A 14,180-nucleotide genomic window follows, 5' to 3' on the forward strand; every position below is an offset into this window, starting at 1 on the left:
CAAAGCAAGTAAGCTAAGAAACCAATCATAGCCAAGCGACCATTCCACAACTCAGCTTGAGGATTCCAACCAAAAAGAAAAGCATTACGGTCAACGCCGTTATATTCTGTAGCAACTGGTGGTAAATCGGTAGCAGGACGAGTTTCACGAGTTTGCATTGTTTTTTCCTCCAAAAAATTAAGATTTTCGGTTAGTGGTTAGTGGTTAGTGGTTAGTGGTTAGTGGTTAGTGGTTAATCCTCTACTCACAACCAACAACCAACAACTAACAACTAACAACTAACAACCAACAACTAACTAATAACCAATGATGTGCAATACATCACGCAGGACGCTGAAGCCAGCCAAATCCCAAAGCAAGTAAGCTAAGAAACCAATCATAGCCAAGCGACCATTCCACAACTCAGCTTGAGGATTCCAACCAAAAAGGAAAGCATTACGGTCAACGCCGTTATATTCTGTAGCAACTGGTGGTAAATCGGTAGCAGGACGAGTTTCCATTTTTTGACTCCGTTTAATTTTCTTTTATCGTTCCATGTATCCCAAATGTAGCTATTTAAAACTTTCCTGCTTTCTGCCAATGGGAACAAACTACACCCATCTCTGACGGACGATTAGATTGGCTGTATTTTTTTAGTTAAATCCACCTACAGAGAGTGCAAAAAAAATAAATGTAAATAAATGTAACAAACATGACATTATATAAAATTATTTTCCTCAAATCCTCTTTAAGAAATCTGAATATTTTGCTTTTTTCAGCCCTTCAAAAATTGACTAAATTAATGACAGAGTGTGTTTATATATCGACTGCCACATACAAGCTACTTCCATCATTATTTTTTGCCAAAAATTTGATTCATTCTTCAAATTCCTATACTTGAAAGTAGATAATTCACTGTCACTGGTCACTGGTTACTGGTCACTGGTCACTGGTCAGGTGACTAACTTCTACCTCTTGCTACAGTCGATTTTCAAACTTTGGGGGGATGCTTTAAACACCAGAATTCCAGGATTCTAAGCATAAAGAGTTGGGTGTTACAACATAGTTTTAATTTTATGAATTCCCACTGACTTGAGCTATACGAGGAAGGAATTAGAATGTTTCATAGTACGCACGTAGTACTGGCACTATATAAGTCATTCTTTTGGGTGGCGCAAGAGCCAGTTGTTAACCAGCCAGATATCACGTTTGGACCTCGCTTTTTTTTCGCGTTAATCTCTGGTGTGATCCTGGCTTTTGCCCTGCAACTGGTTTTAACAAACCTTTCTGTTGCAGCGGGTATCTCCTACTTGGGTCGTTCCTCTGACTCAGATGGAGATAAAGACCACGGCGAGGTGGGAAGTGTAGGCGGCACCATTCGCAAAATTGGCACGGCGCTGGGTATGTGGACAGTGATTTCTGTCACTATTGCTCTTGCCATTGCTTGTTTCTTAGCGGTGAAGCTCAGTCTTTTGGATTTAACTCCGGGATTGGGAGCAATTTTTGGTTTGGTCATTTGGGGAGCGTACTTTTTACTGCTGGTTTGGGTGAGTTCAACTACAGTTGGTTCCTTAGTTGGCTCTTTGGTTAATGCGGCGACTTCCGGCTTACAGTCAATTATGGGGACTGCAACTGCTGCTTTGGGAGCGAAGGCTGTCAATCAGCAAGTCGTATCAACTGCTGAAGCAGCAGCAGCTGCCGTGCGTCGGGAGTTGGGTAACGCTATTGACCCTGCGACTCTGCGCGATAGAGTGGAAGACTATTTAGATATGGTGCGCCCGCCAGAACTGGATTTGTCTGGGATTCGGGGTGAATTTGAAAATTTACTCAAAGACCCGCAACTACTTGCGATCGCAGGTGGTACAGCAGCAGGTGGTGCAGCGCTTCGTAATATTGACCGCCAAAAATTTGTCGAATTAGTTAGCAGTCGTACTGACTTGTCCAAACGGGATGTTAACCGCATTGCTGACACATTATATGGTGTTTGGCAACAAGTCGTGGGTCAGCAACAACCCTTGCAAGACCGCTTTAGTGAGTTGGCTGACTATCTCAAATCCCTTCCACCGGGACACAGCAGGACTGATGAACTCAATGCCAAGCTGGATCGGTTAATCGAAGAAATGCGTTCCACAAAACAAGCAAACCAAAGGGCAACTCAAGAAACTGCCCCCGGTCCGCTTCAGAGGACAATCCAGCAGGCAATAACGGCGCTGACTGGTGTTGTTATGGGACGTACAGATTTATCTGACTTAGATGTAGAAAAAATTCTAGGTGCTCTTACCACTGCTAAAGATAAAGTATCCGAACAAGCAGATAAATTAGGCTTGCCCACACCAAAGCAGCCTTATAGCCCCATTCGTGCTGATATAGAAAATTACCTCCACAACACTTATACTTGGCAACTAAGTTCTGATAGAGTCGCCCAAGAGTTTCGTGATGTTATTTACGATGCAGCTGCCGATCCGGGAACGGTGCGGCGAGAGTTGGAGCAAATTCAAAGAAGCGATTTCGTTAACATCTTGCAACAACGCGGTCTGCTGACTCAAGCAGAAATTCAGCGTATTTGCGATCGCTTAGAAGCAGTCCGTCAGGAAGTCATAATTGCAGTGACTGCCGAAGAAGAAAGAGAGATAGTACAAGACTTGCAACGTCGGGTAGAAAGCTATCTCCTAGTCACTCCTAAATCAGAGTTAACCGCAGAAGGTATCCAAAGGGATTTCAAACCCCTGTTAGAAGACCCAGACGCAGACCATGAAACTCTCTCTCGACGACTCGCTCAATTTGACCGCCAGGAATTGCGGGAAACTCTGTTAGAGCGGAATGACATTTACCCAGAAGAAGCAGATGCAATTCTTGACCAGTTGGAAAAACAGAGAGACCAAGTTTTAATCGAATCCCAAGGAATTGCAGAACAAGCAAGATATCAAGCAGAAACGCTGTGGTTGAATTTGAAGTCCTACCTGCGGAACACTGGTAAAGATGAACTCAATCCTGATGCCATCCGCACGGATCTCCAGAGATTGCTGGACGATCCACAATCAGGAGTTGCCGCAATTAGAGCACGCTTATCTCGTTTTGACCGCGATACCTTAGTCAAATTACTCGCTCAACGGCAAGACTTGAGCGAAGAGCAAGCAAACCGTATCTTAGATACTGTTGAACAATCTTGGAATAGCGTTCGTCATGCACCAAAAACCGTAGCAGATAAAGCTAAGGCACAATACGACTCTGTGACAACTACAATTGCAGATTACTTGCGAAACACTGGTAAAAACGAGTTAAACCCTGAAGGAATTCAACGGGATTTAAATAGACTGTTGCAAAATCCCAGAGAAGGAGCTGTTGCACTGCGCCGCCGTTTGTCTCAAATAGATAGAGATACGTTGGTGAAGTTGTTGAGTCAGCGCCAAGACTTGAGTGAAGAACAAGTCAATCAGGTCATTGATTCCGTACAAACAACCGTTCGCGATATAGTACGTGCGCCCCGTCGCCTTGCTACTCGCACCCAGCAAAGAGTGCAAAATTTCCAAACTTATATGTCAGAGTATTTGCGCCTCAGTGGGAAGGAAGAACTGAACCCCGAAGGTATCAAGCGCGATTTACAACTCCTGTTACACGATCCCCGTGTGGGGTTGGAAAGCTTTAGCGATCGCCTTTCCAAATTTGACCGTTCCACCATCATCACCCTACTGAAACTGCGGGAAGACTTGAGCGATGAGGAAGCAGCGCGAATTGCAGATAGCATGATTTCAGTGCGCGATCAGCTTGTCGAACAAGTGCGAGGAATTCAACGGCGCATTCAAGATGTCATTGAGGGAATTTTTGCTCGCATTCGCAATTACCTCAACTCCTTAGATCGCCCAGAATTAAACTACGACAGCATTAAACGCGATGTTCGCAAATTATTTGACGATCCCCAAGCAGGATTTGAAGCTTTGCGCGATCGCTTGGGATCGTTCAATCGCGATACAATAGTAGCAATACTCAGTTCCCGTGAAGATATTTCAGAAGCCGATGCCAACCGCATCGTAGACCAAATTGAACGGGCAAGAAACAGCGTCTTGCAAAGAGCAGAACGCATACAACAAGAAGCACAGCACCGCTTAGAAGAAGTCAAGCGTCAAGCGCAACGTCAAGCAGAAGAAACCAGAAAAGCAGCAGCATCTGCAGCTTGGTGGTTGTTTACAACAGCACTCGTTTCTGCTGCATTTTCCGCAATTGCAGGAGCTGTTGCTGTTGCTTAAATAAAGAGTTTGTCTCCGCTTACCTAAAGAATACCTCTCTTACAAGAGAGGTTTTTTTACTGTTAATATCGCGACAGAGGGTAGTACTATAAACTACCTTTGTGATCCATACTAAAAATTGCTCCCTTTGCAAAAACTTGCTATGGATCGATTGGAGGAACTATTCCGATTAGTTGAGGAAGCCTGCGGACACCCGCCAGGAAGCCTAGAACGTCAGAAACGGCTAACACAAATTATTCGCTTGACTTCTGGTAAACTCTGGAAAGAAAGCAGTCCCTTCTACCAAGATGCACTGCAACAAACCTGGCTGTACTTTTGTCGCAATCTTTGTGAAAGTACAACGGGTCAAGCTTACGATCCCAAACTAGGTAGTATTGTCACTTGGCTAAACGTTTACTTAAGACGTAGATTACAAGACTTTTATCGCAACCAGCAACGACAACAAGCTAGAACAATTTCTACAAATTTCAGCCAATCCCGATCGGGTGAGGATGCTGAAATTCTCGACCCTGTAGATAACCTAGCAGCTGAACCTGATGCTCCTCCCATTTTAGAAGAAATTAGGTCATGGGTCGAGACAGATTCTGATGGAGAGTTGAGTTGCAGTCACATTCAAGGTCGCCCTGATGTGACTTGTCAAGTGTTAATTTTGAAACGCTTACCACCAGAAGTTGGTTGGAAAGAACTCTCCATAGAATTTGGCTTGTCGGTTTCTACATTAAGCAGTTTTTATCAAAGGCAATGTCTTCCTCGTATGCGAAAATTTGCTGAAAAAGAGGGTTATTTATAAGACACTGCATTGGCAATAATACCAATTAAATTGAGGTGACTTAAGATTCCCGTAGCTTCAACCAGTTCGGTAGAAGTCACCTGACCGAGGCGTCCTACCATCACAACCCCTTTGCAGTGGGAAGCCATAAGTCTGGTATTAACTGTTCCGAGAATGGAAGGAGCGTCCACTAGCACAATGTCATAGTTTTGCTCAAAAAACTCCAGCAGTTCTTTCATTCGTGCAGAACTTAATAATTTAACTGAGTCTTCTGGTATAGGTCCAGCAGTCAAAACATCAATGGAGGGATGTACGGGTTGAACATATTGTTTGGCAGAAGAGTTTGTTTCTTCAACTAATAATAACGATAATCCCCAATCATTAGAGAGAGTCAAGATTTTGTGCAGGTTAGGTTCGCGCAGATGAGCATCGATGAGTAATACCCTCTGATGCATACGAGCAGCACTCATTGCAAGCCCCAATGCTAAAGTTGATTTACCTTCTCCTGGGATTGCTGAAGTTAACATGAAAGACTTGCAGGGAGAAGAAAATCCTAACTGAATATTCTGGTACGCCATATCAAGGCTTTCATGGGATTGAGAACAAAAAAGGTAACCTTCGTCACATATAGCTTTTGTTAAGGAACCAGTCAGTATTTTCTGTACAATAGAAGGTAGGCTCAACTTTCTCTTCTCTATATTTAATGATGGTAAATTTGGAATTGTTCCCAGTAAACGAAGATCGGTTAGCTTTTGCAAATCTTCTGGAGAAGAGATGGTATCACTTAAACTTTCGGATAGTACAGCCGTTCCAATACCTAAAATTGGAGCAAGTAGCGCCCCTATAAGTAAGATAAGAAATCTATTGCTGCGTAAGTAAGCTCCTCGTTGGGGTTCTTCTAACACTTGCAATTCATACCCTCCCCGAGCAACCATCAATTCTAAAGATTGTTGTGTTGTCATAAGTTGCTCGAATGTTTTGCGATGAGTTTCTACGAACGGTAACAGACGGTTGTATTCTGCAATCAAACTAGGATATTTGTTAAGCTCCAACCGAATTTGAGCTTCTGATTCAGTTAAACTCTTTTCATTAGCACGCAGCCCGAGTATAGTTGTTTGCACTTGTACAAGCTCTTCCATCAGTTTGGAATCTATCCCTACTATTTGCCCTTTCATGACTAGAGGTGCTTCTATAGTGACAGATTCTGGAGCAAACAACTGCTTTTGTTTAAGTAGGGAATCCGATTGTATTTCTGTTTTGTTCCCTAGCGTTTGCTCAATCTCTTCCTGTAAAAGAGCCACTTGGTTTTGGCGTTGCTGAATTAATTTTTGTACGACAGGAGAATTTTCTGTATAGCGCAGTCGTTCTTGAGTCAAAGCCAATTCTGTCTTTTGAATTTCATTGACGAGCGTTTGATAGCTCGGCGATTGACTCAGGCGAAAGGAAATGAGAGAATTTTTGGGAGAAAAATCTAGTTCTTTCTTAAGATTGCTATACCGCGCCCGTGCATCTTGAAGTTGGGCGCGAGTGTATCTTAACTGTTTCCTGACATCAGCAAGAGATTCTAAAAGAATTTTGCCTTGCATTTCCGGATCGAGTAAGTTATGTTTTCTCCGAAATTTTTCTAATTCTTTCTCAGCTTGAAGCATCTCTTTTCTGACTTTTGGCAAGCGCTCGTTTAGAAACGAAAGCCCTCTAGAAAAACGTTCTTTTTGCTGTTCTATTTTGTAATTTTGATAGACTTTCTGTATAGCAAGCAGAACTTTTTGTGATTTAACTGGATCGTTATCTTTGTAAGAAAGCTCAAAGATTTCAGTTACAAGTTTATTATCTTCTGTATTTCTTTCTACTTTTGTGACAGTTAAACGTCCCTGTTGACCTGTTGTTCCTCGCATATCTTCTACTGTAAGCTCCGGATAATCCGAACGCAAGGAGTTGACAACCTTTTGTATCAGTTTGGAACTTAGCAGAAGCTCTAACTGAGAAGTGCGATCGCTAACTTCAAAAGTAGGGTCAACAGCTTTGTTGTCTGCTCCTTCTTGAAGGAAATTTGACCGCCCTCTCTCAGAAGATTGAGAAGTAACCATTATTTGCATAGAACTCTGATACGTTGGTTTTGTCACAAAAGCCAAAAGGCTTGTCAAAGACATTACTATGCAGTAAACACTTAAGATCTGCCTGCGCCGCCGAACCAGAAGTTTAGAGAGTTTTTTGACCTCAACCGTACTTTTTTGGGGTACTACAACTATCTTCCCCCGTTCCAAACCAATATCAGTCACTATCAAGTTCCTCTAATATCAAATGATTTTTTCCAACAAGAGTGAGAAAAATATTTGTCAGTTTTTTTACTGAACTATAATTCTTTACTAAAGAGATGAGGCGTCAATGAGTTTGCTCTTCAATAAAGAATCATTTTCGATATGGCTGACAACACTTGCAATATCCAACCTCTAACATTTTTCTTTTTCATTTCAACCTAAGTTAAAACATCAAACTCGTCAACTCTTTCTTTTAATCTTTATCATATTGTTAATAATCTTTCTTATATTGTTTTGCTGTTCCCGAAAAATCTATTTATACAACTATATGTAGGGTAGGAGCTAACTATATGTAGGTAGGGCTAAAGCTTACCAACTAAGACTGATAGTGGGCTTTAGCCCTACCTACAATACTTAAAGTTTTTTAGGAATAATTGATGATTCCTAGATTTGTGTATTTTCATACTAGAAAACAATGAAAAATCAAAGAAATATTGAATTGATTAATTTTGGAAATTAAAGTTTTTGTAAAAAGCTTTCAAGATTTGCGGATAATGAGTCGGTCATCGAATGGGACTCCCAGGGAGTATGAATACTTTTATATGAAATCTTCAGTTTTTGTGTAATATCATATACAGCAGCCACAAAAATTAAAGATTTGGTAAAATCTATAAAGATTTTTAAAAAACTTCCGGAAGAGTAAATTAAGGGAGTTCAAAAATTTGATTTTTATGGATCGCAAAAATAAGATTTGTGTACAATATGTTGATATCTAAATAAAGAATTACTGTAAAGCTCGCGCTGTAGATAGATGTTTAGCGCAGCTTTTGATTATTGGGATGCACTGACCTGAAAAGGGCTTCTGCCTCTAACTCTTATGAATGCGATTGTTGAAATCGATGCTGAAACAATGAAATAAAATGCCTATCCCTTTGCTGCATGAAACATCCCGGCTGAAGATACTTTATCAGTATGGAATCCTTGATACTCCTGATGAAGCAGATTTTGATGACTTAACCAAATTGGCGGCACAAATTTGTCAGACTCCAGTGGCGCTTATTACTTTTGTAGATGACAACCGACAGTGGTTCAAGTCGAAATTTGGCGTATCCCTTACAGAATCACCACTTAACTCTGGTTTTTGCCCGTTTGTTGTTCAAAAAGGTGATGAGTTAATTATCCCAGATACGTTAGTGAATAAAAAGTTTGCTAAAAATCCAGTTGTTGTTCTGCCACCACACGTTCGCTTTTATGCAGGAATGCCATTAATTACAAAAGAAGGCTACACCCTGGGAACCATTTGTGTACTTGACTTTATTCCCCGCAAACTAACTCAGCTGCAAATACAGACCCTACAAACTTTAAGTCGTCAAATTGTCAGGTTGTTAGAACGCAAGCGCAATGAGTCAGTTCTTTTAGCACTGACACAGCGAGAACAACAGAAAGCTGAACAACTCGAGCAAGCGATGAAAGAACTGACTCGCACCCAAATGCAATTGATACAAAACGAAAAAATGATTGGTTTGGGTCAACTTGTGGCTGGAGTTGCCCACGAAATCAATAACCCACTTAACTTTATCTACGCCAATCTCATCCACGCGAATCAGTACACGCAGGATTTACTGAGCTTAGTTGAACTTTATCAGAATTACTATCCCCACCCAGTTAAAGAAATAGAAGCGACTTTGAAGGCAATTGATTTTGATTTCATTCAAGAAGATCTGCCCAAACTCATTTCGTCTATGACTATTGGAGCCGATCGCATCCGGCAAATTGTCTTGCTATTAAGGAATTTCTCTCATTTAGAGAAAGCCGAGATGGCTGAGGCAGATATTCACGAGGGGTTGGATAACACGTTGTTACTTTTGAAACATCGATTGAAAGGTTCGTCACGGAACCCCAGTATCAAAGTTATTAAAGAATATGGTGATTTGCCTGTTGTGCAATGCTACGCCGGACAGTTAAATCAAGTGTTTATGAATATTTTAACTAATGCAATTGATGCTTTAGAAGAGTCATTGGTCAAGTGTCATTTGTCCTTTATAGGGGATGAAGAACAAAGGACAAAGGACAAAGAACAAATAACTACTCCCACAATTCACATTCATACTGAAGCAATAAACAACGAAATTGTCATTCGCATTGCCGACAATGGACCTGGTATTTCACTTGAGGTACAATCCAAACTCTTCGATCCATTTTTTACAACAAAACCTGTAGGTTCCGGTACAGGTTTGGGACTGTCGATTAGCTACCAGATTATTGAAAGGCATGGTGGACAATTGACTTGTAAGTCAGCACCCGGAAAGGGTGCTGAGTTCGTCATTAAAATTCCTATGAATTATGAATGATGAATTATGAATTATGAATTATGAATTAATAAAAATTTCATCATTCATCATTTTTCTCTCGCCGTCGGGGTACTTCATAGGTCATAAAATCATAAGCCATGTCTGTTTTGGGAAAAATAGCACGGGCTTCCTCAAGTAAATCCTTCAACTCTATGGAATTTCCTGGAGCATAACGAGGACTAAAATGTGTCATAATGAGCCGATGTGCCTTAGCTCCTAAGGCTGTCTGTGCTGCCATTGTTGTTGTAGAATGCAAGCGCTGAAAAGCTAACTCGGAATCTTGATGGGCAAAAGTGGCTTCATGAATTAACACATCAGCGTCCTGTGCCAACTCCACTGCATTGTCACAGTAAATTGTATCTGTACAGTAAGCAATTTTGCGCCCAATTTCTGTAGGTCCGCACAATTCTTTGCCATTTATGACTCGCCCATCTGTAAGAGTGACTGTTTCACCACGTTTGAGTTGTCCGTAAATGCGTCCGGGCGGAATTTCTAACTCTTTGGCTTTTTCAACATCAAAACGTCCGGGACGATCTTTTTCCGCGACTCGATAACCAAAAGTGGTGACGCGATGATGTAAGGCGTTGCAAGTCACGATGAATTCATCATCTTCATAGACAACTCCGGGACGGACAGCATGAACTTTGATGGGAAAGGAAAAGTGGGTGTGGGAGTGTCGCGAAGCGAGTTGTAGGTAATCATTTAATCCGGGCGGACCGTATATGTCAACCCGTTCCACACTACCAGCTAAACCACAACTTGCAAGCAGACCCATTAAACCAAAAATATGGTCGCCGTGCATGTGGGTGATAAAAATTCGGGACAGTTGGCTGACTTTTAGGTCACTCCGCAGAATTTGATGTTGGGTTCCTTCGCCACAGTCAAATAACCACAACTGAGCTCGTTGCGGTAGTCTCAAAGCAACACTGGAAACATTGCGCGCTCGCGTAGGTACACCTGAACTCGTCCCTAGAAATGTTATCTGCACAGCCTTATTTTGCCTTCCTCTTGCTGAATTCATCACTTCTTCTTCTATAGTGGCATGGAAAACAGAAAATATTTTGTGCTTGATTTTTACGTGTTGGTAGTGGAGATGTAACTTGTATTAATCAATACCACACTTTTTGATTGGATTTTTGGGATTATTGTAACGATGCTTTAGCATATACAAAAACTTTGTAATTAAGCCTCACTTTTTTACAGAATTTTTACGAACTCTTGATGAAAAATATAATCATAGCAGTTAAATTGATAGATAGGGTAACCTGTAAGCACTGACTGGTGACAAATTATCAGTAACGAGCAAGGCATTTGGGAGATCTAGATTCTAAGTCTTCCTATTAATTGATGAAGTTTTTGCAGCAAGTTTTCTTTCCCTCTCGTAAGCAAATAAAAGCGATCGGTTAATCCCCATACTGAATCTATAGGGAGTTTGAACCATGAATCAATTTCTTTTTATCCATCAATAAATTTAGAGGCTTGTAGCTTATATGTAACTGGTGATTAGCTCATGTTGAGTTAATCGCCGAACGATTGGAATATTTCATGTTAACTCAATCACTGGATGCTGGCTACTGGTCATCAGTCACTAGCTGTAGCTAACTTTGTTGCATCAAAATGCTTTTAGTCAAATCTTAAAAGTATGGGAAGAGCACACAATAAACACCAGACACTGAATGTCCATTACTTTTTAAAAGTTCTGGTACTGTACGGCTTATTATTCAGTTTACTGTTCTTTCATGTACTACTTATCATGGGAGAAAAAGAAAATTTGGTTGAAGCTAGAGAGTTGGTTAATCTCACAGATTCAGCTATGAATAGCTCAGATTCTAACACAGTAGAACAGTTAGATCGTAGATTGATTGAGCTTAAGTTAAATTCAGAAAATATCGAAAATAGAAATAGGAAAAGCAAGAATGATACCAGTCAAAATTTGACACAAGTTATTAATGCTATTGAAAATTTGAAAATTACCGAGTTTAACAATTACTTTCATAAAAATTTTCTCTCCTTAAAATTTGATAAAACAAGAATTGATTTAGTAGATGGGAGTCAGGCTACTGCCCTGGTTTACTCAGTTATCTTGAAAGACCGTACTGCGATCGTCTTGAATCTTCCTCATAAAAAAAAGAAATGGACGTGGATAGATATTAACTATCAAAATTTGAGAAAAGAAATTAATGAGTTCCAGATTGGGCTAGAAAGACGCAGTGACATAATTTACGATCCCAAGCAAGCTCAAAAACTTTACGATTGGATAATTCGTCCGTTTGCCAATGATTTAGAATCATTCCATATTAAAACTTTAGTTTTCATTCAAGATGAAATACTGCGAGGCGTACCAATGGCAGCTTTGCATGATGGTAAGAAATTTTTGATTCAAAAGTACGCTATTGCTACAACTCCTGGCTTAAGTCTCACAAATACTCAAAAAGTGAACCGTAAAAATCTGCGAGCTCTTGCTGTAGGGCTAACGAAAGATGCAACAGTTGATGGTCGAATATACAAAGCTTTAACCAACATCCAGCACGAAATTTACCAAGTTGTGGTGCAAATTCCAGGAAGCAAGCTATTGTTAGATGAAGATTTTACACCTCTGAGGTTACACGCAGAACTTCGCAAAAAAAGTTACCCAATTATTCATATTGCCACTCATGGTGAATTTGGTATTGTTCCTGAGGAGACTTTTCTTGTCACAGGCAATAATCAAAAACTCACTATTATCGATCTAGGTACTTTAATTCAAGATGTCTCTCATGGTGCCAATTTAGTGGAATTACTAGCATTAACTGCCTGCGAAACTGCCATTGGCGATAAAAATGCCATTTTTGGTCTAGCTGGGGTTGCAGTCAAAGCTGGTGTAAAAAGTGCTTTAGCTTCTCTTTGGTCGGTTAACGATGCTGCTACGGAAACCTTAGTTACCAAATTTTACAAGGAGTGGAGTCAAGCAGGAATCTCTAAAGCAGAGGCTTTGCAAAAAGCACAGCAGGCGATGATTGCAACTGGTAAAGTGTACGCGCATCCCTACTACTGGGCACCATTCATCCTGATAGGCAACTGGCTCTAGATGGTCTGGGACACTTGATTAATAGCTCTCACTCTATGTCAATAATTTAGGTTTATTCTCTCATATATTAGGAAAATTAATAATTTGGATATTCAAGCTCATTATTGATTTACAAACAATCATAGAATGTCTCTCATTCTTATTGCTTTTTATTGAAAATAGCTTTTGATACCATTTTTGATTCTTTATGACTGCTCAAATCTCTTTTTTTACTTCAGTTGTCTGTTTTTATTCTTCCTTGGCTTTTCTACCTTAGAATATCAACGCTCATAATAAGCATTACAGCCTAAATTTTTGCCAACTTCTAGTTGTCAGCTTTGCCATCTTTTACTTGTTGTCCCAGAATCATTAACTATTAAGTACTTTTTTACTTTGGAACAGATGAAACAAGGATTGGTCTCAATACTGCAAGATCTGAGAATTTTTGTAGGTTGGGTAAATCTGTGGTAAACCCAACAAATGTCTGTAAATGTTGGGTTTCGTTCCTCAAACGCCACTTCACTCAACTCTGGAAACCAGAGCATGTGAGTGGCTCCCCAACCTACGTATTTTTGTATTTTTAGGCTTAACCGACAAGTATTGGCATTGGTCTGGCAGAGTGATTGATTTCCCAGTCCCCAATCCCTATTCTTTACTGAGCTAAATCTTGTATCAAACTGGCTGCTACTTTTCCTATTTGTTGTCCATTTTCCGTCAGCGCTAACGCCTCGGTCATGGCATCGTACCACAAACCAGCTTCTGCATAGAGAGTCACTTTTTGGAGTTTTTCTTGATGGTTAGCAAGTGCCACTCTCAAAGTGGATGATATTTGTACGACTTCAATTTCTGCCCTAACCAGTAAATTGTGTGATGGACGATCGCGATCGCATAAGGTTTCCACTTGCCATAGATAGCGTTTACCAGTGATTAAACCTTGCTTTTCCTGTGGTAGTGAGAGCTTCATAACTCCTGAAGAACTCTGTAACTGCTGCTTATACGCTAGCTTACTGGGTCGGTTATTCGTGTCAAATTCATAGAGAGTGAATTCTAAAGGTAATTGTTGGTCGTAAGGTACAAACCAAACAAAGGTTGGGTGGGAAGAAACAGTTTGTCCAACATGAGTTACAGGAGCAAGTAAGGTTAGGGAAAGAGCGCCAGCGATATGGCAACCTCCTCTCACACCAGATGAATCTGTATAGCCACTCGGCGGTTTTTGATCCTGAGGTGGTCGGTATCCAGCTCGTGCAGCCTGAGCCAGACTAAAGACTGTGGCTACGACACAACTTGCGATTAGTGTTGTCTTTATAAGTTTATGCAACAAGCCCAGCATATGAATATTCATAAGCATTTCCTCCGGGTTTGCATTGAAATTTATTAATCAATTTTATAAAGGTCTGTGAATTATACTTGCAGTTCACTACAATTCTACAAAAAACTATACCCTTCTCACTAAATTATTTTTCCTGTTAGTTTATATTTTTGTGTAAGAGGTCATTGATAAAATAAATCTTAAATTCCCATGTATTGTGTAGT

9 protein-coding genes are annotated in these 14,180 nt (G+C 40.5%); 4 read left to right on the forward strand and 5 right to left on the reverse strand.

Annotated elements, in window-relative coordinates; translation table 11 throughout:
* Together F7734_RS36295 and F7734_RS36300 are read right to left on the reverse strand one after the other, a co-directional pair.
* On the reverse strand, positions 1-158 hold a 158-nt coding region (locus tag F7734_RS36295; RefSeq protein WP_155749338.1), incomplete at its 3' end, for a chlorophyll a/b-binding protein.
* Between the two features lie 138 nt (positions 159-296).
* A complete protein-coding gene (locus tag F7734_RS36300; protein ID WP_038082463.1) occupies positions 297-500 on the reverse strand; it encodes a chlorophyll a/b-binding protein in 204 nt (67 codons plus the stop codon).
* Between the two features lie 597 nt (positions 501-1,097).
* Between F7734_RS36300 and F7734_RS36305 the strand changes: the two genes are divergently transcribed.
* Together F7734_RS36305 and F7734_RS36310 are read left to right on the forward strand one after the other, a co-directional pair.
* A complete protein-coding gene (locus tag F7734_RS36305; protein WP_155749339.1) occupies positions 1,098-4,223 on the forward strand; it encodes an MFS transporter in 3,126 nt (1,041 codons plus the stop codon).
* Between the two features lie 142 nt (positions 4,224-4,365).
* A complete protein-coding gene (locus F7734_RS36310; RefSeq protein WP_155749340.1) occupies positions 4,366-5,013 on the forward strand; it encodes a sigma-70 family RNA polymerase sigma factor in 648 nt (215 codons plus the stop codon).
* Here the strand turns inward: F7734_RS36310 and F7734_RS36315 are convergent.
* Positions 5,004-7,271, reverse strand: a complete 2,268-nt coding sequence (locus F7734_RS36315) for a Wzz/FepE/Etk N-terminal domain-containing protein (RefSeq protein ID WP_347566347.1) — start codon at positions 7,269-7,271, stop codon at positions 5,004-5,006. The genes F7734_RS36310 and F7734_RS36315 overlap by 10 nt on opposite strands.
* Positions 7,272-8,170: 899 nt before the next feature.
* On the opposite strand from F7734_RS36315, the gene F7734_RS36320 reads away from it, so the two are divergent.
* Complete coding sequence (locus tag F7734_RS36320; RefSeq protein ID WP_155749342.1) at positions 8,171-9,601, forward strand: ATP-binding protein; 1,431 nt, start codon at positions 8,171-8,173, stop codon at positions 9,599-9,601.
* A gap of 40 nt (positions 9,602-9,641) precedes the next feature.
* Here the strand turns inward: F7734_RS36320 and F7734_RS36325 are convergent, their stop codons facing one another.
* Positions 9,642-10,589, reverse strand: a complete 948-nt coding sequence (locus F7734_RS36325; protein ID WP_166482375.1) for a ribonuclease Z — start codon at positions 10,587-10,589, stop codon at positions 9,642-9,644.
* A gap of 765 nt (positions 10,590-11,354) precedes the next feature.
* On the opposite strand from F7734_RS36325, the gene F7734_RS36330 reads away from it, so the two are divergent.
* Complete coding sequence (locus F7734_RS36330; protein WP_243147281.1) at positions 11,355-12,668, forward strand: CHAT domain-containing protein; 1,314 nt, start codon at positions 11,355-11,357, stop codon at positions 12,666-12,668.
* A 631-nt stretch (positions 12,669-13,299) separates the two neighbouring features.
* On the opposite strand, the gene F7734_RS36335 is transcribed toward F7734_RS36330, so the two are convergent.
* Positions 13,300-13,989 carry a DUF928 domain-containing protein gene (locus F7734_RS36335; RefSeq protein ID WP_243147282.1) on the reverse strand — a complete coding sequence of 230 codons (690 nt, stop codon included), beginning with the start codon at positions 13,987-13,989 and terminating at the stop codon, positions 13,300-13,302.
* Positions 13,990-14,180 lie beyond the last annotated feature (191 nt).

The organism is Scytonema sp. UIC 10036, from assembly GCF_009725235.1.

Excerpts from the sequence above, each read along its gene's own strand:
- F7734_RS36305 (WP_155749339.1), top strand. The coding sequence starts at position 1,098 with ATGTTTCATAGTACGCACGTAGTACTGGCACTATATAAGTCATTCTTT.
- F7734_RS36330 (WP_243147281.1), top strand. The coding sequence starts at position 11,355 with ATGGGAGAAAAAGAAAATTTGGTTGAAGCTAGAGAGTTGGTTAATCTC.
- F7734_RS36310 (WP_155749340.1), top strand. The coding sequence starts at position 4,366 with ATGGATCGATTGGAGGAACTATTCCGATTAGTTGAGGAAGCCTGCGGA.
- F7734_RS36335 (WP_243147282.1), bottom strand. The coding sequence starts at position 13,989 with ATGAATATTCATATGCTGGGCTTGTTGCATAAACTTATAAAGACAACA.
- F7734_RS36300 (WP_038082463.1), bottom strand. The coding sequence starts at position 500 with ATGGAAACTCGTCCTGCTACCGATTTACCACCAGTTGCTACAGAATAT.
- F7734_RS36320 (WP_155749342.1), top strand. The coding sequence starts at position 8,171 with ATGCCTATCCCTTTGCTGCATGAAACATCCCGGCTGAAGATACTTTAT.